The organism is Pseudomonas sp. NPDC087598, from assembly GCF_044743525.1.
Lineage (GTDB): Bacteria > Pseudomonadota > Gammaproteobacteria > Pseudomonadales > Pseudomonadaceae > Aquipseudomonas.
On record NZ_JBIUWQ010000032.1, the window covers coordinates 1,317 to 23,289 of the forward strand.

Consider the following 21,973-nt stretch of genomic DNA (forward strand, 5'->3'; position numbering starts at 1 on the left):
CCGAACAGTCGGCCAACGCTCCGACCATGATCGCGATGAAGATCGAAACCGACAATATCCGTGACGTTATCGGTAAAGGTGGCGCGACCATCCGTGCGATCTGCGAAGAAACCAAGGCTTCGATCGACATCGAAGACGACGGTTCGATCAAGATCTTCGGCGAAACCAAGGAAGCTGCTGAAGCTGCACGTCAGCGCGTTCTGGGTATCACGGCTGAAGCCGAGATCGGCAAGATCTACGTCGGCAAGGTTGAGCGCATCGTCGACTTCGGCGCATTCGTCAACATCCTGCCGGGCAAGGACGGTCTGGTGCACATCTCGATGCTGAGCGACGCTCGCGTAGAGAAAGTGACCGACATCCTGAAAGAAGGCCAGGAAGTGGAAGTGCTGGTACTGGACGTGGACAACCGCGGCCGTATCAAACTGTCCATCAAAGACGTGGCAGCGGCCAAAGCTTCGGGCGTTTAATCACCCCTCAGCTTTAGCGCAATAAAAATGCCCCGCCGTGAAAACGGCGGGGCATTTTTTTGTCTGGTAAAAGCAAAATGTGGTGAGAGGATTTATCCCCGTTCGGCTGCGCAACAGTCGTAAAACCAGAAACTGCGGACTGCCTGAAACGCCGAGGTGCTGGATTCACGGCCGCTTCGCAACCGAACGGGGATAAATCCCCTCACCACAATTGGGGGTTTCGAGAGATAACCATCAGGCAAGCCAGAAAGTTGCCGGAGTACAGGACCAGTGCTAGGTTTAGCCCAGCGCCCGTGTAGCTCAGCCGGTAGAGCAGCGCACTCGTAACGCGAAGGTCGCAGGTTCGATTCCTGTCTCGGGCACCACTTCCCTTATTTCACTTTACGGCTCAGATCCTCGACGGTGCGCTTGAGCTGATCCATTGCACGGTCCTGATCGTTGAGCTTCTGTTTCAGATTCGAGATCTCGCTGCTGTTCGAATTGGAGCTGGAGCCACTGTTGCGCTTGAGGTCTTCAACCTGGCGGCTGAGCGTGTCCAGTTGCCGATCCTGATCCTTGACCTTGTTTTTCAGGTCGTCGATTTCCTTGCTGCTGGAACTTGAGCTGGAGCCGCTGTTGCGTTTGAGTTCTTCGATCTGGCGCGATTGGTCGCGGACCGTGTCACGCATCTTTTGCAGTTCGTCGATGCTGATGTCGCTTCTGATGACCACATCTTTGCCGTAATCGTTGTGAATCAGCGAGACTTATCGTTATAGGAAGAGCTGCTGCTACTCAATTCAACGGCCATTGCGCTGGTCGGCAGCGCCAGAACGGTGATCAGGGTGGTGGCGGACACAACAGAAGACATCTTCGAAAAGCTGCGCATCACTGGGTTTCCTTGTGAACAGCAAAAGTCAGTGCCGTTATGGCACATCGCTATGACTGTAAATCCGGATTTATGTTCCGCAGGTCAACTTTTTGTGGGAGAGATGTAAAGAGGCGTGTAATTCGTCATGCAAACGTCCTATATTCGGTGCCTGCATGAGCATCGCCCAGCAGTTTTCAAATGATCCCGAATGGTTCCGAAGGCCGGACAAATCCGAGTCAGAGAGATCCTTGATGATCCAGATCCATCTTCCATTCTTATGATCAGAGAGAACGCCATGACTGAATTAACTCAAGAGCAACGTCACGAAGAAGCGCTGAAGAAGTACAAGCTCGACGCGCCCCAACTGCTGGAAGAGATCAAGGATCTCAGCCCCGACGATCAGAAAGATCAGATCCAGTGGGCCTTCGAAGACGAGGCCGAAGCCCAGGGCTTGCAGCCATGGGAACTGACACTCAAGTACACCAGCACTCCTGAAGAATTCGAGGCGCAACGTCTCGTATTGCACAAAGAGGCGGCCGAAGTATTGGGCGTCGAGTGGGAAGAGTACTGCGAGATGAACAATCTCGTCGTTTGACGAGAGCTGCCAGCTTCAAGCCGCAAGCTACAAGTCAAAGCAGAACCGCTGTGGCTTGCAGCTTGTAGCTTGAAACTTGCCGCTGCTGTTTAAAGGCTCAGTCGCATCGACAGATCCACCGCTTTGACATCCTTGGTCATCGCACCAATCGAGATGTAATCCACCCCGGTCTCGGCGATTGGCAGCAAGGTGCTTTCGTTGATGCCGCCGCTGGCTTCCAGTTTCGCCTTGCCGCCGTTCAGGCGCACCGCCTCACGCATATCGTCCAGGCTCAGCTCATCGAGCATGATGATGTCTGCGTCGGCCGCTAATGCTTCTTTCAGCTCATCCAGACTTTCCACTTCGATTTCCACCGGTTTGCCCGGGGCGATTTTGTGCGCAGCAGCAATAGCCTGCGCGATGCCTCCGCTGGCGGCGATATGGTTTTCCTTGATCAGGAACGCGTCGTAGAGGCCGATGCGGTGGTTGTGGCAGCCGCCGCAGGTTACGGCGTATTTCTGTGCCAGACGCAGGCCAGGCAGAGTCTTGCGGGTGTCGAGCAGTTTGACCTGAGTCGTCTCGACGAAGTCAGCCAGGTACTGCGCGCGCGTGGCTACGCCAGACAGCAACTGGAGGAAATTCAGCGCACTGCGTTCACCGGTCAATAGCGAACGGGCCGGGCCTTCCAGGTGAAACAGCGGCTGGTTCGGTTTGACTCGTTCGCCATCAGCGACTTGCCAATGCACTGCCACTCGCGGATCGAGCTGACGAAACACCGCATCGACCCAGGCAGTGCCGCAAACAACGGCGGCGTCGCGAGTAATGATGGTGGCTTTGGCCAGACGTTCGGCCGGGATCAATTGCGCGGTGATGTCGCCGCTGCCGATGTCTTCGAGCAACGCACGGCGCACGTTGGCTTCGATTTCGGCGGTCAAATCGGCGAGACGTAGATTCGGCATAACGGGCTCCACAAACAAAGTGATTCGATTATAGGGGCATGGCACGAGCCAACCCAAGGCGAGAACACGCGTGCTTGACTGCATCTGGTCGATTTTCTTTGAGTAAACGCACGGCAGGTGTGGTCAGTGGAGGGTGGCCGGGCATAGGGGAAACCCTGACGCCTCTGGCGCTGGGGATAACTTTTGCAAGATAATTCGCCTTGCATTTGACGTCATAGGTTTGACGTACTGATTGGACTTGCGGGAGCGAGCCTGCTCGCGAATGCATTCTTGCAGTGACATTGCTGCGGCTGACACGCCGCCATCGCGAGCAGGCTCGCTCCCACAGGGGATCTGGGTTGGCTTGACCGAACGAATCACCGTTTCAGGAGGCTTGGATGCACAACGACGGGAAAGTAGTGCCTTTGCACAAGGCCGCTACGGATCAGGCGAATCACTCGCCGCTCGCCCGCCTGCCTGTGATTCTGCTTCAGGTTCGCGACAAGGCTGCTCAACAGTTACGCCACGGTTTGCAGGAACTGTTCGATAACGCCGATGACACCCTGTTTGAAATGGCTGACCGGGCGCGCAACGACGTCGAACAGAACATTTTTTTCGAAGCCATGCGCGATCTGCGCCTCAAGCGCAAAAACATCGAGCGCGGTTTTCTCGAACAATTCTTCGAAGCCTTTGTCAGCCTCACGCAATACGACCCCGTACACAACACGCTGCCACGCCCGTTGGTGTATGAAGAGTCGGCGCCACGCACCGATGACATGGAGCGCAACGTGGCCGTGGAGACCATGGTCGGTCGCGTGCTCAAGCGTGACGGCTTCGCCCTCGATCAACTGACTGCGCGACTTGCCGCTCTGCTCGGCAACACACTGGACGATCAGCACAACCCACTCGGCCCGGCGATGCTCTGTGAGTACTTCCTCCAGGCCGGGCGCAACCTAGGCGTCGAGATCAAGGTCAAGTTGATCCTGCTCAAACTGTTCGAGCGCTATGTGCTGGCCGACACCGAGCAACTGTATGCCGAAGCCAATCAACTGCTCAGTGCCACCGGTGTGCTGCCCGAGCTGAAACCGGCACCGGCACGGCGCGCGATTGATCGTGCGGCCGCCGCCATCAGTCGCGAAGAAAACGACGATGCTGCCCCAGCCGACGAAGGCGTGCAGGAAGTTTTCGCCGCGTTACAGGAATTGTTGTTGCATGTGCGTGGCAGCGTCGCGCCGACCCTCGAATCGAGCGCCGCAGCCCAGCCAATCACCACCCGCGATCTGCTGCGCCTGCTCTCGCACTTGCAGCAATATGTGCCGGCGCTGGCGGCGCAGGACGACTTTGATCTGCGCAATCAGCTCGAACAATTGCTGACACGGGTCAGCGTCAAAAGTGGCAAGTCGCGAATCGTCGGTGGTGCAGACGAAGACGTGATCAACCTGATCGCCATGGTCTTCGACTGCATCCTCGAAGACCACAATGTGCCGGACTCGCTCAAGGCCCTGATTGCCCGCTTGCAGATTCCGATGCTCAAGGTCGCGGTGCTCGATAAAAGCTTTTTCAGTCGCAGCAGTCACCCGGCGCGGCGGCTGCTCAATGAAATCGCCGATGCGGCCATGGGGTGGGGCGATTGCGACGGTGAGGCGCGTGACAGCCTCTATCTGCGCATCGAACAAGTCGTGCAGCGCCTGCTCACCGATTTTGTCGATGATCCGGCGATTTTTTCCGAACTGCTGGCCGACTTTCTCGCCTTCACCAGTGATGAGCGCCGTCGCAGCGAACTGCTGGAGCAGCGACTGCGTGATGCCGAAGAGGGCCGGGCGAAAACCGAACTGGCGCGGCGGCGAGTCGAACTGGCGTTGAATCAGGCGCTGTTGGGCAAAGTCCTGCCACCGTCAGTCGTGACATTTGTACAGAACGCCTGGAGCAAGGTGTTACTGCTGACCTGTCTCAAACATGGCGACCAGTCCGCCGAGTGGCAGGCAGATATGCAAACCATGGAACAATTGATCTGGAGTGTGCAACGTCATGACGACGCGGACGCCGGCCTGCGTTTGCTGGCGCTGGTGCCGGGTTTGCTCAAGTCGCTGCGTGATGGCTTGAGCAGTTCGGCATTCGATCCGTTTGCGACCAGTGAATTCTTCAGTGAACTGGAAGCGTTGCATGTGCGCGTTATGGAGCCCTCGACCGAGGCCGATGGGGCTACGCCGACGCCAATGATCGAGGTGTCGCAGCAGATCGTATTGCAAACCGCCGAAGAGGGCGCGATGGCGCCGCGTCTGTCTGATGACAGTGCGGGCCTGCAACAGGTCGATCAATTGCGTGTGGGCAGTTGGGTGGCGTTTCAGGAAGATGACGAAAACACCCTGCGCTGCAAGCTGGCGGCGATCATCGAGGCCACCGGCAAATATGTGTTTGTCGACCGCACCGGGATGAAAGTGCGCGAGCGCAGCCGCATCGGTCTGGCCCTGGAATTCCAGCGCGGTGCGGCGCGTGCGCTGGATGACACCTTGCTGTTCGACCGCGCCCTGGAGTCGGTACTGGGCAATCTGCGGCGACTCAATCACGCCAAGTGATCGCATCGCGGGTGCCGATCACGGCATACTGGGCGCCAACACAGTCGGCGTTGAAGGAAACGGTATGCAGTTGGATCCCGCTAGCGGGTGGTGTCAAGGGGTGCAGGTCTGCCCATCGCCCAACTTCAATGAACGCCCTGCGGGCGAAATTTCCCTGTTGGTGATCCACAACATCAGCCTGCCGCCGGCGCAGTTCGCCACCGGCAAGGTGCAGGAATTTTTCCAGAATCGTCTGGATGTCACCGAACATCCCTACTTTGCAGGGATTGCCGACCTACGGGTCTCGGCGCATTTTCTGATCGAACGTGACGGCAGCGTCACCCAGTTTGTCTCCTGTCTTGAGCGGGCGTGGCATGCTGGCGTGTCGATCTTCGAGGGGCGCGAAACCTGTAACGATTTTTCCGTGGGCATCGAACTCGAAGGCACCGATGATCTGCCGTTCACCGACGCGCAGTATCAGGCGTTGACGGCGCTGACGCGCCAGTTGCAAAGAGCATTTCCGGCTATCACCGGCGCCCGCATTTGCGGGCACAGCGACATTGCACCCGGGCGCAAGACCGATCCTGGCCCGGCATTCGACTGGGCGCGTTACCGCGCAGCCCTGGCACAAGAGGAAGGACAATGAGTTTTCTGGTGTTACTGCTGGCGGTCTGGATCGAGAAGTTCTCGGCCCTGCGCCATCGGGTTCAACGCGATGGCGGATGGATCCGCGAACTGCACAAACTCGAAAGCAGCGAGCGACTGGCGACGCAGCCATGGCTGGTGCTGACGATTCTGGTGCTGCTGCCGGTGGCCCTGCTGGGATTGTTGCTGGTGGTGCTGGAACCGGTGGCTTATGGCTTGCTGGCCTTGCCGGTGCATTTGCTGGTGGTGATTTACAGTCTTGGACGTGGCGATTTGCTTGGTGGTCTAGGGCCGTTTCGCGATGCCTGGCGCCGTGAAGACCTGCAAGCGGCGGCGCATGTCGCCAAACGTGATCTGAATATCTGCGCCGACAGTGGCGAGCAATTGCTCGACCGGGTGCAGGGGCATCTGCTGTGGCAGGCCTATCAGAGTTTCTTTGCGGTAATTTTCTGGTATTTCGTGCTCGGTCCGGTGGCGGCGCTGGCTTATCGCTTGTTGGCGCTGGCTGAAGAACACGGTCAAAACCAGGCGTTGGTCGAGCGTGCTGCGCAGTTGCGCCATGCGTTCGATTGGGTGCCGGTGCGCCTGTTGGCGGCGAGTTTTGCCTTGGTCGGCAACTTCGTTGCAGTCAGTCGGGTGATGCTGCATGAGTTGCTCAACTGGAACATCAGCGCTGCACAACTGATCAACAAGGTCGGTTTGGTCGCCGGGGAAATCCCGCCGCCGGTCGTCGGCCCGGAAGGCATCAACACCCTGGATTGCCTGTGGGAACTGCTGCTGCGTGCGGCAGTGCTGTGGTATGCCGGGTTTGCCTTGTGGACCGTTTTGATTCACTGATACTCGGTACTGAAATTTATTGTGGCGAGGGAGCTTGCTCCCGCTGGGTGGCGAAGCCGCCCCCGTTGTTGATCATTAGCAACCGGTTTACCGGATTTGCGGCTGCTGCGCAGCCGAGCGGGAGCAAGCTCCCTCGCCACAGGGTTGCTATCGATCGCAATCTTGTCGTTAACCTTAAGTTACAAAACCTCCCTCCGATTTGAGCTATACAGAGATGGCGCCCGATAGTGGCTATCTGCTGTCTCTGCGCGCCTGCCAATAAAAACAAGAAAAACCAAGGGAGACTTCCAGTGAAGAGCTTGCTCTATCCCGCCGTCTCGCTGATGAACCGTCTGAGCTTCGGCATGAAGTTCAGCCTGATCAGCGTGCTGTTCCTGGTGCCGATGCTGGTGACCAATTTCTATCTGGTGCGCGATTCCTATCGCGAATTCCAGGGCACTCGCGTCGAGCTGCAAAGCCTCGACCTGCTCGGTAGCAGCCTGACCCTGCGCCGGGATCTGGAGACGCTGAACAATCTGGTGCAGATCAACGTCACCCTCGGCCAGTCCGGCAAGGCCGGCAATGTCGAATCGCAGATCAGCAGCCTCGAACAAGCGGTGTTGACGCGCCTGCAAGGGCTGACGGCGATGAGCGACGATCCAGAGCAGATCAAGGTATTCGACGGCAAACGCGATGAAATGATTGCCGCGTTCAAGGCTCAGCAAGCGGAAAACTCCCTGCAAAGCAAAAGTGCACTGATCGGCAAGTTGCTCGCCAGTGCGCAGATTTTCAGTCAGATCATCACCAGTCAGGCCGGTCTGAGCCGAGACAACCAGGGCGACATTCGTCAGCTCAGCGAATTGGTCACGCTGGTCACGCCGACGGTGACGCAGACCCTCGGCGAAGGCCGGGCCATGGGCTCGTATTCGTTGGGGCAGGGCTTTCTCAACAGCTCGTCGAGCACGCGTTTTGATGAGTTGCTGGTGCAGATCGAAAAGCTTCAGGCGGAATATGGCCTGAAGCTGCAGGACGCACTCGGTTCCAGCAAAGCCGCGCGTGAATCCCTTAGCGCGCAGGCCGACAACAGCAAGGCGTCGTTGAAGCAGGCGAGCGAGTTGTTCGAAGAGCAAGTGGTGATGGCCGACACGCTCGATGCGCCGTGGCAGGCGTTTTATGAGCAGGTCACCGGGCTGATGGACAAGACCTACCAGCTCAACGAAGCCACCTTGAAATTCCTCGACACTCAATTGCAGCACCGGCTGGCGCAAAACCGCACGCACATGGTCTTGCAGGCCGTGGCGCTGTCGGTGGTGTTCGTGCTGATTTTCTATCTCTACGGCGGTTTTTACGCCTCGACCCGCACCACGCTCAAACGTCTTGGCGCGATGATGGACAAAGTCGCGGCGGGCGACATGACGGTCAACTTCAAGGCCAACAGCCGTGATGAATTGGGTGAGTTGGGCGAGGTGTTCAACGGCACGGTGAGGAAGATTCACGATTTGATCGAGCGGGTCGGCCATACCGTCAGCGAAGTCGAGCGTCAGGCCGGGCAGGTTGAAAATGTCTCGGCGCAAAGCAATCAGGCGGTGGCGGGCCAGCGTACGCAAATCGAGCAAGTGGCCACCGCGATGAACCAGATGTCGGCGACCTCACTGGAAGTGGCGCGCAGTGCGGCCGCGGCGGTGAGCAGTGCCCACAGTGTGAATGACGAAACCATCAGCGGGCGCGGTCTGGTGGAGTCGCAACAGGGCAGCATCGCTGCGCTGGCCAGCGAAATCGATCAGTCGGTGCTGGTGATCAACCAGCTCGCCAGCGACAGCCAGTCGATCAGCCGCGTACTGGAAGTGATCAAGAGCATCGCCGAACAGACCAATCTGCTGGCGCTCAACGCTGCGATCGAGGCGGCCCGGGCGGGTGAGCAGGGGCGCGGTTTTGCGGTAGTCGCGGATGAAGTGCGCACCTTGGCCAAACGTACCCAACAGTCGACCGAAGAGATCGAACAGATGATTGCCAAGCTTCACGGCGGCGTCGGCGCGGCGGTGAAAGCCATGGGCGTCAGCCATCAGATGGCCAACGGCACGGTCGGGCAGTCGGAAAAGGTCCAGCAGGCATTGGAAAACATCCTCGGTGCCGTGGGCATGATCGTCGACCAGAACCAACAGATTGCCGCCGCCGTCGAGCAGCAAACGGCCGTGGCGCATGACATCGACCAGAATATCGTCGAGATCAACCGCGCCGGTGAACGCACGGCGCAAGGTGCGCACCAGACCGAAGACGCCAGTCGGGCGTTGTCAGCCCAGGTGGTAGAGCTCAAACAACTGATCAGCGCGTTCCGTGTCTAGGCTTTATACAAATTCCTTGTAGGAATGGGCCTTTGTGGCGAGGGGATTTATCCCCGATGGGGCGCGAAGCGCCCCCAATGCCTGAGTTAGAGATTTATCTAACGTGTCGTCGATTTTTTTGGGGCTGCTGCGCAGCCCATCGGGGATAAATCCCCTCGCCACAAAGATTCCCTCCTCAAGAGTCAGGGCGCTATCAGAAACTTTTGTAATACTTTTCCACGTTCAGTTGTAGGCCGAATCCTGTTTTTCTCCCCGCACTGGCTTTCCGTCATCAATGAGCCAGTATTCCTGTTCATCTGATCGCGTAGAGGAGGCCGCTCATGTCGGTTGCAACCTTGGGAGTCCTGGGCCGCTGTGCCCATTGCGAGCAGACGCTGCTGCTCAAGCCTTGGCAACTCAACGCTATCGCGATCAATGAATCGTTCACCTGCGAGCACTGCCAGAAAGCCCTGGAGCTGCGTTGCCCCCAGCAGATCAAACGCTTCAAGTCGCTCGATTCACTGGCGTTGCTGCGCTTCAGCGCTTCGGTGACGGTGTGCACCGCGTTGCTGGTGGCGTTGGTGATGGAGTGGGTGGGGCTGCTGAGTGTCACCGAACAACTGAACGCCTCGCTGATCACGATTTTCGTGTACTTCGTGGTCGTTCGTTATGCCCGGCATCGTCAACACATGACGCTGATTCTCGAGGCCGCCAAGGCCCACGCCGATTGACTACCAGCCAAACACTGCGCAGCTGTTGGCGGTGCTGGCAGCGGCCAGTTGTTCGGGGGGGATATTCATGATCTGCGCCAGCGCCGCACAGATCGCCGGCAGGTGCGCCGGGCTGTTGCGCTGGCCGGGGAACATGGCGGGCGCCATGTCCGGTGAGTCGGTTTCCAGCACAATCGAATCCAGCGGCAAATCCGCCAAAACCCGATGCATACGCAGCGCCTGCGGCCAGGTCGGCGCGCCACCGAGGCCGAGTTTGAAACCGAGTTTGATGTATTCGCGCGCCTCTTCACGGCTGCCGGCAAACGCGTGGATGATCCCGGCGCGTTTGAGCCCGAAGCGCTTGAGCGTGGCAATCACTGCCGCGTGACTGCGGCGGACATGGATCAGCGCCGGCAAATTGAAATCCGCCGCCAGTTGCAACTGCGCGTCGAACAGCGCCTGTTGCCGCTCGCGGTCGAGGGTTTCGATGAAGTAATCCAGACCGATCTCGCCCACCGCACACAACTGTCGATGACCGCGCAAGCGTGTCAACCAGTCGCCGAGTGCCTGCAAGTCTTCGGGTCGATGCTGATCGAGATACACCGGGTGCAAACCGAACGCCGCGTACAAGTCCGCGTCGCTCTGCACCAGATCCCACACCCGTTGCCAGTTACCCTCGTAGACACCCAATACCACCATTCGCCGCACCCCGAGGGCGCGGCTTTCGGCGAGCAACGCCGAGCGATCAGCGTCGAAGTCGGGGAAGTCCAGGTGAGTGTGGCTGTCGATCAGCTCCACGGTTCAGTCCCGGTGAATACGCTGCTTGAAGGTCCGCGCGATGGCTTGCACACCCGGCTTGTATTGCGACTGTTCAACGGCGGCCAGCGCCAGTTCCAGTGCCTTGTCGGCGATCAACTGGTGCTGCTGGGCCATGGCGTTGACCGGCAGTGGCAGGAAGTCCAGTAACTGTGTATCGCCGAAGGTGCCGAGGCGCAGCGGACGGGATTTCAGCGGGAAGTCATGCAGCGCATCGAACACGCCCTGCAACAGTACGTAGGAAGTGGTCACCAACGCATCCGGTAAATGCCCCAGACGTTGCAGGAGTTCTTCCATCAATTGCTTGCCGCATTCGCGACTGAACGATTCGGCGTGCTCGATCAGCACTTCGCCTTTGAAATCGCCCAGCGCTTGTTTGAAGCCGGTAGCACGTTCCTGGCTGATGCTCAGCTCAGGACGAGCGCCGAGCAGCACGATCTGTTTTGGCTGTGGATCGAGCAGGCTCTGCGTCAGGTGTAGGCTGGCTTCGCGGTCGTCGCTGATCACCGAGCAGAAATGCTCGGGGTCCATGACCCGGTCGATGGCGATGATTGGCGTGCCCTTGGCCTGCAACTGACGATAGCTGTCATCGCCAGCCGGCAGGCAACTGGCGACAATCAGCGCATCGCAGCGGCGGGCACGGAACAGTTGCAGCAGTTGGCGTTCGCTGTCCGGCGCATCGTCGGAGCTGGCGATCAGCAGCTGATAGCCGCGTGCCCGTGCGCCTTGTTCCAGCAGTTTGGCGATTCGTGCGTAACTGGGGTTTTCCAGATCCGGCAAAATAAAGCCCAGCGTGCGCGTGTGACGGCTGCGCAGCCCGGCCGCTTGTGGATTGGGCGTAAAGCCGTGCAGGTCGACCACCGCGCGCACGCGTTCGACGGTCGCGTTGCTGATGCGCTGCTGTTCGGCCTTGCCGTTGATGACGTAGCTGGCGGTGGTCACGGACACTCCGGCCAACCGCGCGATATCACTGAGTTTCAACTCGGGATTTCCTTGTTGTTTCGAGCATGCCGCGAGATTTTCGCCAATCCTACCCGATTAGGGCAGACGACTTATTGCCTACGCGCATCCGACAAGTTGGACTTCAAGGATGGGACATTATCGAGTAACGTGCCGATCAATCTAGATTAAACGTTTCAGCAAGCGTATTTTCTACGTTTTAGACGCCTTTGGCCGGTTCTGCCGTGAAACCGCCAAAACTGCCGCTGAAAAGCAGGCTGTCCAGCGCCTAAGCTGCAACCATTGAAAACAATACCTGGCTCTCAGAAAGGGCCAAAAAGGAGATCGCATGCTCGAGCTCACTATAGAGCAGATATCCATGGGCCAATCGGCTGTGGATAAATCCGCTGCTTTGCAATTGCTGGCCAATCATCTGGTGGCCGATGGCCTGGTCGCTGATGGATACCTTGCCGGATTGCAGGCGCGGGAAGCCCAGGGCTCGACCTTTCTCGGTCAAGGTATTGCCATTCCCCACGGTACGCCCGAGACCCGCGATCAAGTGTTCGCCACGGGCGTGCGCCTGATGCAGTTTCCCGACGGTGTCGATTGGGGCGATGGCCAGATCGTTTATCTGGCCATCGGCATTGCGGCCAAATCCGACGAACACCTGCGTCTCTTGCAACTGCTGACCCGTGCCCTCGGTGAGACCGATCTCGGTCAGGCGTTGCGCCGCGCCAGTTCGCCCGAGGCACTGCTGAAACTGTTGCAAGGCGCGCCGCAGGAACTGGCGCTGGATGCGCAGATGATCGGCCTTGGCGTCGCCGCTGACGATTTCGAGGAACTGGTCTGGCGCGGTGCGCGTCTGCTGCGTCAGGCCGATTGTGTGAGCAACGGTTTTGCCGGCGTCTTGCAGCAAGTCGAAGCGCTGCCGCTGGGCGATGGTTTGTGGTGGCTGCACAGCGAACAAACCGTGAAGCGTCCGGGCCTGGCGTTCGTTACGCCGGACAAACCGATTCGCTATCTCGGCCAACCGCTGAGCGGCTTGTTCTGTCTGGCCAGTCTTGGCGAGGCGCATCAGGCCTTGCTCGAGCGTCTGTGCGCATTGCTCATCGAAGGTCGCGGCCATGAGTTGGGCCGCGCCACCAGCAGCCGTAAAGTCCTCGAAGTGCTCGGCGGCGAGTTGCCCGCCGACTGGCCGAGCGCCCGTATTGCGTTGGCCAACGCGCATGGCTTGCACGCACGGCCGGCGAAGATTCTCGCGCAATTGGCGAAGCGTTTTGACGGCGAAATCCGCGTGCGCATCGTCGACAGCCAGGACAGCGCCGTATCGGTGAAGAGCTTGAGCAAACTGCTCAGCCTCGGTGCCCGCCGTGGTCAGGTGCTGGAGTTGATTGCCGAGCCGAGCATCGCCGCCGACGCATTGCCGGCCTTGCTCTCCGCCATCGAGGAAGGCCTCGGCGAAGAAGTCGAGCCGCTGCCGGCCGTCAGTCAGCAACGCGAGGTCATCACCGAGATTGCTGAAGTGCTGATCGCGCCTGCATCCGGCAGCCTGCTGCAAGCGATTCCCGCCGCCCCCGGCATTGCCATCGGCCCGGCGCATATTCAAGTGCAGCAGACCATCGAATACCCGTTGCGTGGCGAGTCCGCTGCCATCGAACGCGAGCGTCTCAAGCAAGCCTTGGCCGATGTGCGTGCGGACATCCAGGGCTTGATCGAACGCAGCAAAGCCAAAGCCATCCGCGAGATTTTCATCACCCACCAGGAAATGCTCGACGACCCGGAACTGACCGATGAAGTCGACACGCGCCTCAAGCAGGGCGAGAGCGCTGAAGCGGCGTGGATGGCGGTAATCGAAGCCGCCGCCAATCAACAGGAGTCGCTACACGATGCCTTGCTCGCCGAGCGTGCGGCGGACCTGCGCGACATCGGTCGCCGGGTGCTGGCGCAACTGTGCGGTGTGCAAACCCCGAGTGAACCCGAGCAGCCGTACATTCTGGTGATGGACGAAGTCGGCCCGTCCGACGTGGCGCGGCTCGATCCGGCGCGTGTAGCGGGGATTCTTACCGCTCGCGGCGGTGCCACGGCGCACAGCGCCATCGTCGCCCGCGCCCTCGGCATTCCAGCGCTGGTCGGGGCTGGCGCAGCGGTGTTGCTGCTGGCGCCGGGCACGCCGTTGCTGCTCGACGGCCAGCGCGGCCGCCTGCACGTCGACGCTGATTCGGCTACGCTGCAACGCGCCACCGAAGAACGCGACACGCGCGAGCAGCGCCTCAAGGCTGCCGCCGAACAACGTCATCAACCGGCGCACACAACTGACGGTCACGCCGTCGAAGTGTTCGCCAATATCGGCGAAAGCGCCGGGGTGATCAGCGCAGTGGAGCAGGGCGCCGAAGGCATCGGTCTGCTGCGCACCGAACTGATTTTCATGGCTCACCCGCAAGCGCCGGACGAAGCCACACAAGAAGCCGAATACCGCCGCGTCCTCGACGGTCTCGCCGGGCGCCCGCTGGTGGTGCGTACGCTGGACGTCGGCGGCGACAAACCGTTGCCGTATTGGCCGATCGCCAAGGAAGAAAACCCGTTTCTCGGCGTGCGCGGTATTCGCCTCACGTTGCAGCGTCCGCAGATCATGGAAGCGCAGTTACGTGCCTTGCTGCGTGCAGCGGACAACCGGCCGCTGCGGATCATGTTCCCGATGGTCGGCAGCGTCGAAGAGTGGCGGCAGGCCCGCGACATGACTGAACGTCTGCGCCTGGAAATCCCGGTCGCCGACCTGCAACTCGGCATCATGATCGAGGTGCCGTCCGCCGCTCTGTTGGCGCCGGTGCTGGCCAAAGAGGTCGACTTCTTCAGCGTCGGCACCAACGACCTGACCCAATACACCCTGGCCATCGACCGTGGTCATCCGACCCTCTCGGCGCAGGCTGACGGCTTGCACCCGGCGGTGCTGCAACTGATCGACATCACCGTGCGCGCGGCCCACGCCCATGGCAAATGGGTCGGCGTCTGCGGCGAGTTGGCAGCCGATCCGCTGGCGGTGCCGGTGCTGGTCGGCCTCGGTGTCGATGAACTCAGCGTCTCCGGGCGCAGCATTGCTGAAGTGAAGGCACGTATCCGCGAACTCAGCCTGACCGAGGCGCAAACCCTTGCTCAACAAGCCCTCAGCGTGGGCAGCGCCAACGAAGTGCGTGCATTAGTGGAGGCCCTGTAATGGCCAAGATTCTCACCCTGACCCTCAACCCGGCGCTGGACCTCACGGTCGAGCTGTCACGTCTGGAGGCCGGTCAGGTCAACCGCAGCGACGAGATGCACACCCACGCCGCCGGCAAAGGCGTGAACGTCGCGCAGGTGCTGGCCGACCTCGGCCATCAACTGACGGTCAGCGGTTTTCTCGGCGAAGACAACCTGCAAGCGTTCGAAACCCTGTTCAGCAAACGCGGCTTTGTCGACGCGTTCATCCGCGTGCCGGGCGAGACGCGCAGCAACATCAAAGTCGCCGAGCGCGACGGTCGTATCACCGACATCAACGGTCCGGGACCGGTGGTCGATGCCGCCGCGCAGCAGGCATTGCTGGATCGTCTGGTGCAGATCGCGCCGGGTCATGACGCGGTGGTGGTTGCCGGCAGTTTGCCGCGTGGCGTCACGGCACAGTGGTTGCGCGAACTGATTGAGCGACTGAATCAGCTCGGTCTGAAAGTCGCCCTCGACAGCAGCGGCGAAGCGTTGCGCGCCGCGTTACAGGCCAGTCCGTGGCTGATCAAACCGAACACCGAAGAACTGGCTGATGCCCTCGGTTGCGAGGTGGTTTCCCACGCGGCCGAGGCGCAGGCAGCGGCGCGTTTGCATGCGCAAGGCATCGAGCATGTGGTGATCTCCCATGGCGCCGACGGCGTGAACTGGTTCAGCGTCGGTTCGGCGTTGCATGCCACGCCGCCGAAGGTCAGCGTTGCCAGCACAGTGGGTGCCGGTGATTCGCTGCTGGCCGGCATGCTCCACGGTTTGCTCAGCGCCGACACGCCCGAGCAAACCCTGCGCACGGCCACGGCGATTGCGGCGATGGCGGTCACCCAGATCGGTTTTGGCATCAACGACAGTGCGCAACTGGCGCAACTCGAACAGGGCGTGCGCGTGCGCCCCCTGACAGAACAATAAGAGGGTTTGTCATGAAGTTAGCCATTGTTACGGCTTGCCCGAACGGCATGGTCACCAGTGTGCTGTGCGCCCGTTTACTCGATGCGGCGGCCCAGCGGCAGGGCTGGAGCACCAGCGTCGAAGTGGTCGACGCGGCGCACCCGGAACGCGAGTTGTCGGCGGCGACCATCGAGGCGGCGGAGTGGGTGTTGCTGGTCGTCACCGGTGACATCGACATGACGCGTTTTATCGGCAAGCGCGTGTTCCGGATTGCTCCGGCGCAGGCGTTGCAGGACGTCGAAGCAGTGCTGCGTCGCGGGGCTGCAGAGGCGCAAGTCTACGTGGCTGCCGAGGCTGCGCCCGCTGCCGTTGCTCAGCGCGTGCCGCGCATCGTCGCGATCACTGCGTGCCCGACCGGCGTCGCCCACACTTTCATGGCCGCCGAAGCGTTGCAGCAAACCGCCAAGCGTCTGGGCTACGACTTGCAAGTCGAAACCCAAGGCTCTGTCGGCGCGAAAACGCCGCTCAGTGCAACGGCGATTGCCGAGGCTGACGTGGTGTTGCTGGCGGCGGATATCGAAGTCGCCACCGAGCGTTTTGCCGGCAAGAAAATCTACCGTTGTGGCACCGGGATTGCGTTGAAGCAATCGGAAGCCACGCTGAAAAAAGCCCTCGCCGAAGGTCAGGTGGAAAGCGCCGCGAGTGACGGTAAGGCCTCTGTCAAACAAGAGAAAACCGGGGTCTACAAACACCTGCTGACCGGCGTGTCGTTCATGCTGCCGATGGTGGTGGCGGGCGGTTTGATGATCGCGTTGTCGTTCGTTTTTGGTATCACCGCGTTCAAGGAAGAAGGCACGTTGGCGGCGGCGCTGATGCAGATCGGCGGCGAGACCGCGTTCAAGTTGATGGTGCCGCTGCTGGCTGGTTACATCGCCTACTCGATTGCCGACCGTCCGGGGCTGGCGCCGGGGATGATTGGCGGTTTGCTCGCCAGCACCCTGGGCGCTGGATTTATCGGCGGGATCGTGGCCGGGTTTATCGCCGGTTACGCGGCGAAATTGATCAGCCGTTACGTGGCGCTTCCGCAAAGTCTGGAAGCGTTGAAGCCGATCCTGATCATCCCGTTGTTCGCCAGTCTGATCACCGGTCTGGTGATGATCTACGTGGTCGGCAAGCCTGTGGCGGGGATGCTCGCGGCGCTCACGCATTTCCTCGACAGCATGGGCACCACCAACGCCATTCTGCTGGGCGTGCTGCTGGGCGGCATGATGTGCGTCGACCTCGGCGGGCCGATCAACAAAGCGGCGTATGCGTTTTCGGTGGGGCTGCTGGCGTCGCAAAGTTACGCGCCGATGGCGGCGACCATGGCTGCGGGCATGGTGCCGCCGATTGGTCTGGGCATCGCCACGTTCATCGCCCGGCGCAAGTTCGCCCAGACTGAACGCGAGGCCGGCAAAGCGGCGCTGGTGCTGGGGCTGTGTTTTATCTCCGAAGGGGCGATTCCGTTTGCCGCGAAAGACCCGTTGCGGGTGATCCCGGCGAGCATTGCCGGCGGTGCGCTGACCGGTGCGTTGTCGATGTATTTCGGCTGCAAGCTGATGGCGCCGCACGGTGGGTTGTTTGTGCTGGCGATTCCCAACGCGATCAATCACGCATTGCTGTATCTGCTGGCGATTGTCGCGGGGAGTTTGTTGACGGCCGTCGTGTACGCAACGGTGAAACGGCCTGAGCCCGTCGAATTGGCGCTGGAACCCGCCAAGGCCTGACTGATAACACAACTCCCCTGTGGGAGCGAGCCTGCTCGCGAATGCATCTGCCAGCGACATGTAGGTTGACTGGTACACCGCTTTCGCGAGCAGGCTCGCTCCCACAATAGTTAGTGGTGTCATGGCGAGTTCACATAGGCGTGCTTTAGTTTTCCTTTTTTCAGGGAGAACGCCATGAGCGATTTCAATCTCGGTCGCCGTCGGGTCATGCAAGCCGTTGGCGCCGGGCTGCTGATGCCGGGGCTGGCGCCGGCAGTGATCGCCTCGGTCAAGGACCGGCCACAACTCACCGACGGCGTGCAGTCCGGCGACTTGCAAGGCGACCGCGCGATGATCTGGAGCCGCAGCGATCGCCCCGCACGGATGGTGGTCGAGTGGGACACGCGCAGTCAGTTTCGCAATCCACGTCGGCTTGTCTCGGCGCTCGCCGATGCTCACAGTGATTTCACCGCCCGCGTCGAACTCACCGGGCTGCCCGCCGATCAGGCGATTTTCTATCGCGTGTATTTCAAGGACGCCCGCACCGGTGTCGCCAGCGAACCGTGGCTCGGCCACTTGCGCAGCGCCCCGATGGCGCGGCGCAATATCCGTTTCGTCTGGAGCGGCGACACCGTCGGCCAGGGTTTCGGCATCAACCCGGACATCGGCGGCATGCGCATCTACGAAGCCATGCGCCTGCGCCTGCCGGACTTCTTTATCCACAGCGGCGACACCATCTACGCCGACGGCCCGGTGCCGGCACAACTGACCACTGAGGGTGGCCGCGTGTGGCGCAACATCACCACGGAAGCCAAGAGCAAAGTCGCCCAGACCCTCGATGACTACCGCGGCAATTACCGCTACAACCTGATGGACGAAAACATCCGCCGCTTCAACGCCGAAGTGCCGCAAATCTGGCAGTGGGACGATCATGAAGTGGTCAACAACTGGTCGCCGGGCAAGCAACTGGATGAGCGCTATCAGGAGAAAGATATCCATACCCTGGTTGGCCGTGCACGCAAGGCCTGGCTGGAATATTCGCCGATGCGTTTACAGGCTGCCGACGGTGGCGGGCGGATTTATCGCAAGGTGACTTACGGGCCGATGCTCGATGTGTTCGTGCTCGACATGCGCAGTTATCGCGGCGCGAACGACGACAACCTCGGCGCGGCAAAACCGTTCCTCGGGCGTGAACAACTGGACTGGCTCAAGCGCGGATTGAAGAAGTCGAAAGCGCAGTGGAAGGTGATCGCGGCCGACATGCCGATCGGGCTTGGTGTGCCGGATGGCGAGGTGAGCCCGGGTGTGCCGCGTTGGGAAGCGGTGGCCAACGGTGATCCTGGCCCGGCTCAGGGACGCGAGCTGGAGATCGCTGAACTGCTCGGATTTCTACGTGCGCAGCAGGTGCGCAATTTCGTCTTTCTCACGGCAGACGTGCATTACTGCGCGGCGCATCACTACCACCCGGATCGTGCGGCGTTTCAGGATTTCGAACCGTTCTGGGAGTTTGTTGCGGGGCCGTTGAATGCCGGGAGTTTCGGGCCTAATCCGCTGGATAAAACCTTTGGCCCGGAGGTGGTGTTCGAGAAGGCACCACCGACGCAAAACGCTTCGCCATTTGCCGGGTTTCAGTTTTTTGGCGAGGTGAATATTGAAGGGCAGAGCGGGGAGATGAGTGTGGTGTTGCGGGATTTGAATGGGGTGTCGGTGTTTGAGAAAAAACTGCAGCCGGTTTGATCACCGTGTCCCCTGTGGGAGCGAGCCTGCTCGCGAAAGCGGACTTTCAATCAACATCAATGCTGAATGTCAGACCGCCTTCGCGAGCAGGCTCGCTCCCACAGGGGGATGAGTAATGTCAGTAGACGTCGCGACGATAACGGCCCTGCTCGATCAGTCTTTCAACTTCAGCCGCGCCGAGGATGTCGTTGAGCACTTGATCGACGCCGGAGGCCATCCCCTGAAGGCTGCCACAGATGTAAATCACCGCTCCCTCGGCCAGCCACTTTTTCAATTCATCGGCAGATTCACGCAAGCGATCCTGCACATAAATCTTCTGTTCCTGATCCCGCGAGAACGCCAGATCCAGCCGCGCCAGATCGCCATTGATCAACCACTCTTCCAGCTCCGCACGGCAGAGGAAATCGTGCTCACGATTGCGCTCGCCAAACAGTAACCACTGGCGCGTTTGACCATCGGCAATCCGCGCCTTGAGCAGACTGCGCAGCCCGGCCAATCCCGTACCGTTACCGATCAGAATCATCGGCACGGGCTGGTTCGGCAGGTGGAAACCGCTGTTGCGCCGCACGCGCAAACTGATGCTGCCGCCCACTGGCGCATGCTCGGTCAGCCAGCCGGAGCCGATGCCGAGGCTGCCGTCGGCGTGTTGTTCCTGACGCACGATCAACTCCAGCACGCCGTCGGCGGCAATCGAGGCAATCGAGTATTCGCGCAGGGTCAGCGGCACCATCGCATCGACCAGCGACTGCGCATGCAGACCGACCAGATGGGCGCGATGCTCGGGCAGTTGACGTGTCGCCAGTGCCACTTCAAGCGGCTCTTCGAGGCCGTTGATGGTCACCGACGTTTCGCCACGAATGCCGAGGCCGTCGAGGAAGTGCTCGATCACCCACGGGCAGTTGCGCGGCAGCACCTCCACCAGATCGCCGGCCAGCCAGCTGCTGGTGCTCGGCGCGCTGAGGCCCAGCAGATAAACCGGTGAACCGCTGCTGTCCGGGTTCATCAGTTCACGGCGCACCAGAGTCCAGTTGTCGTAGCTCGGCGCTTGCCAGGTGTCGACCGGTGTCTGCCCGGTGAGCATGCCGAGCTGGGTTTGCCAGTGACGCAAGGCGTAGGGGTCGCCACTGTCGACTTCCACCGGGGCGAACAGGGTCTTGCCACCGTGCTCGCTGAGCCACTGATGCAGGCGATGGGCGAAACCACAGAAGTGCTGATACTGACGATCGCCCAGCCCGAGCACGGCGTAGTTCAGAGTGTCGAGAGCGGCTGCCTTGCTCAGCACCTTGCGCTCGAAACCACGAGCGCTGTCCGGTGCCTGACCGTCACCAAAGGTGCTGACCACAAACAGCGCGTTGTCCGATTCCAGCAGATCCTGCTCGCTGACATTGGCTAGCGGCTGCACCTTCACCGGCAACCCGGCGGCCTGCAATTGGCCGGCAGTCTGCCACGCCAATTGCTCGGCGAAACCGCTCTGGCTGGCGAAGCCGATCAGCCATGCCGATGCATCACCGGCCGGTTGTTCGAGACCTTTGCGTGCGTCCTTGATCTGCTTTTTCTTGCGCCGACGATCAAGGTACAGCAGCCATCCGGTGATGAAGAACAGCGGCATGCACACCGCCGCGAGAGTGATGATGATCCGCCCGACGAGGCCGAAATAGCTGCCGACGTGCAGTGCGTAAATGCTGGTCAGCAGTTGCGCCTTGAAGCTCTTGTCAGCGTAGCGGTCGACGCGTTTGACGATGCCGGTGGCCGGGTCGAGGGTGATCTGGTTCAGCGCGCGATCATGTGGCGAGCTGTCGAGCAGGTAGAACACCGTCGCCGGTTGACCGGCCACCGCTGGCATGCGGATGTTGTAGGCGGCCAGACCCGGCCCGGCAGCGCTGTAGATGCTGCTCCACATCGCCGCGTAATCGGCCGTCGGTGCCGGGCCTTCCGGTGCCGGGCCGCGATTGCGCACGCGCTCGTTTTGCGGGGCGTCGGACAGCAATTTGGTCAGGCCCTTGTTGTACCACTCGTAGGACCACGACAACCCGGTCAGCGCCAGCAGCAGATAGACCAGCAGGCACCAGGTGCCGGCCACCGAATGCAGATCCCAGTTGAAGGCGCGGCCCTTTTTCTTCCAGTCCAGGGTCAGCCACACGCGCCAGCTGTTCCACTGGCGCGGCCAGCGTAAATACAAACCTGAGAGGCAGAAGAACAGCAGGATCAGGGTGCAGGCGCCGGTGATGTTGCGCCCGGTATCACCGATGGCGAGGAAACGGTGCAGTTGCAGCATCAGGCCGAAGAAGTCCTGGCCCACGGCGTCGCCCATGAACTCGCCGGTATACGGATCGAAGTAGCGCATTTCGCCGCGGCGCTCGCCTTTGGGCGGGGTGAAATACACGCGTGCCGCGTTGCCGCTGTCGGTCTCGACCCAGAGCATCGAGACCTTTTTGGCGGAAGTGGCTTCGATGCGCTCCACCAGTTCAACGGGCGGCAGGACACCGGCGACTTGCTTTTCCACCTGCAGCACTGAAGGGTTCAGCGCCCGCAGGATTTCGTCCTGAAACGAATAAGCCGCGCCGGTGATGCCCATCAAGGCCAGCACCAGGCCGGCGGTGATGCCAAAAAACCAGTGCAACTGGAACAGGGTTTTCTTCAACACGTCACTCGCCGTCCATTCGGAAATTGTCTTCACGGCGCGCATTATGCCGTGGGTTATCGAGAAGCGTTCTTTATTACGCACAAAAGCC

At 60.5% G+C, this 21,973-nt stretch carries 15 protein-coding genes, 1 tRNA gene and 1 pseudogene; 12 read left to right on the forward strand and 5 right to left on the reverse strand.

The window, feature by feature from the left end; all coding sequences use genetic code 11:
• On the forward strand, positions 1-467 hold a 467-nt coding region (locus ACIOWE_RS17730), incomplete at its 5' end, for a S1 RNA-binding domain-containing protein (RefSeq protein WP_401393887.1).
• 289 nt (positions 468-756) lie between these two features.
• Positions 757-832: transfer RNA gene (locus tag ACIOWE_RS17735), tRNA-Thr, on the forward strand.
• Between the two features lie 6 nt (positions 833-838).
• Here the strand turns inward: ACIOWE_RS17735 and ACIOWE_RS17740 are convergent.
• Positions 839-1,332: pseudogene (locus tag ACIOWE_RS17740) on the reverse strand (hypothetical protein).
• Between the two features lie 277 nt (positions 1,333-1,609).
• Here ACIOWE_RS17740 and ACIOWE_RS17745 point away from each other — a divergent pair.
• Complete coding sequence (locus tag ACIOWE_RS17745; RefSeq protein ID WP_401393890.1) at positions 1,610-1,909, forward strand: DUF6388 family protein; 300 nt, start codon at positions 1,610-1,612, stop codon at positions 1,907-1,909.
• 89 nt (positions 1,910-1,998) lie between these two features.
• Here the strand turns inward: ACIOWE_RS17745 and nadC are convergent, their stop codons facing one another.
• Complete coding sequence (gene nadC, locus ACIOWE_RS17750; RefSeq protein ID WP_401393892.1) at positions 1,999-2,847, reverse strand: carboxylating nicotinate-nucleotide diphosphorylase; 849 nt, start codon at positions 2,845-2,847, stop codon at positions 1,999-2,001.
• Between the two features lie 377 nt (positions 2,848-3,224).
• Here nadC and ACIOWE_RS17755 point away from each other — a divergent pair, with 377 nt between their 5' ends.
• The 5 genes from ACIOWE_RS17755 to ACIOWE_RS17775 all read left to right on the forward strand — a co-directional run bounded on the left by ACIOWE_RS17755 (position 3,225) and on the right by ACIOWE_RS17775 (position 9,894).
• The gene (locus ACIOWE_RS17755; RefSeq protein ID WP_401393895.1) at positions 3,225-5,402 is read left to right on the forward strand and encodes a DUF1631 domain-containing protein; all 2,178 of its coding nucleotides are present in this window, start codon (positions 3,225-3,227) and stop codon (positions 5,400-5,402) included.
• Between the two features lie 64 nt (positions 5,403-5,466).
• The gene (ampD, locus tag ACIOWE_RS17760; RefSeq protein ID WP_401393898.1) at positions 5,467-6,027 is read left to right on the forward strand and encodes a 1,6-anhydro-N-acetylmuramyl-L-alanine amidase AmpD; all 561 of its coding nucleotides are present in this window, start codon (positions 5,467-5,469) and stop codon (positions 6,025-6,027) included.
• The gene (ampE, locus tag ACIOWE_RS17765) at positions 6,024-6,863 is read left to right on the forward strand and encodes a regulatory signaling modulator protein AmpE (protein ID WP_401393901.1); all 840 of its coding nucleotides are present in this window, start codon (positions 6,024-6,026) and stop codon (positions 6,861-6,863) included. Before ampD ends, ampE begins: the two co-directional genes overlap by 4 nt.
• Before the next feature lie 290 nt (positions 6,864-7,153).
• Positions 7,154-9,184, forward strand: coding sequence for a methyl-accepting chemotaxis protein (locus ACIOWE_RS17770; protein ID WP_401393904.1), 2,031 nt, complete (start codon positions 7,154-7,156; stop codon positions 9,182-9,184).
• Between the two features lie 320 nt (positions 9,185-9,504).
• Positions 9,505-9,894, forward strand: a complete 390-nt coding sequence (locus ACIOWE_RS17775; RefSeq protein WP_401393907.1) for a hypothetical protein — start codon at positions 9,505-9,507, stop codon at positions 9,892-9,894.
• Here ACIOWE_RS17775 and ACIOWE_RS17780 read toward each other — a convergent pair whose 3' ends face one another.
• Both ACIOWE_RS17780 and cra read right to left on the reverse strand, forming a co-directional pair.
• The gene (locus ACIOWE_RS17780) at positions 9,895-10,671 is read right to left on the reverse strand and encodes a TatD family hydrolase (RefSeq protein ID WP_401393909.1); all 777 of its coding nucleotides are present in this window, start codon (positions 10,669-10,671) and stop codon (positions 9,895-9,897) included.
• Between the two features lie 3 nt (positions 10,672-10,674).
• Positions 10,675-11,670: a catabolite repressor/activator gene (gene cra / locus ACIOWE_RS17785; protein ID WP_401393912.1), complete on the reverse strand. Its 996-nt coding sequence runs from the start codon at positions 11,668-11,670 to the stop codon at positions 10,675-10,677.
• Positions 11,671-11,977: 307 nt separating this feature from the next.
• On the opposite strand from cra, the gene ptsP reads away from it, so the two are divergent.
• From ptsP to ACIOWE_RS17805, 4 genes are all read left to right on the forward strand, one after another.
• Positions 11,978-14,839, forward strand: a complete 2,862-nt coding sequence (gene ptsP / locus ACIOWE_RS17790) for a phosphoenolpyruvate--protein phosphotransferase (RefSeq protein WP_401393915.1) — start codon at positions 11,978-11,980, stop codon at positions 14,837-14,839.
• Positions 14,839-15,780: a 1-phosphofructokinase gene (pfkB, locus tag ACIOWE_RS17795; protein WP_401393918.1), complete on the forward strand. Its 942-nt coding sequence runs from the start codon at positions 14,839-14,841 to the stop codon at positions 15,778-15,780. Before ptsP ends, pfkB begins: the two co-directional genes overlap by 1 nt.
• 11 nt (positions 15,781-15,791) lie before the next feature.
• Complete coding sequence (locus ACIOWE_RS17800) at positions 15,792-17,525, forward strand: PTS fructose-like transporter subunit IIB (RefSeq protein WP_401393921.1); 1,734 nt, start codon at positions 15,792-15,794, stop codon at positions 17,523-17,525.
• A gap of 174 nt (positions 17,526-17,699) precedes the next feature.
• Positions 17,700-19,241, forward strand: coding sequence for an alkaline phosphatase D family protein (locus ACIOWE_RS17805; RefSeq protein ID WP_401393924.1), 1,542 nt, complete (start codon positions 17,700-17,702; stop codon positions 19,239-19,241).
• 118 nt (positions 19,242-19,359) lie between these two features.
• Here ACIOWE_RS17805 and ACIOWE_RS17810 read toward each other — a convergent pair whose 3' ends face one another.
• Positions 19,360-21,885 (reverse strand): PepSY domain-containing protein, encoded by a 2,526-nt coding sequence (locus ACIOWE_RS17810; RefSeq protein WP_401393999.1) that lies wholly within the window; start codon positions 21,883-21,885, stop codon positions 19,360-19,362.
• Between the last annotated feature and the right edge of the window lie 88 nt (positions 21,886-21,973).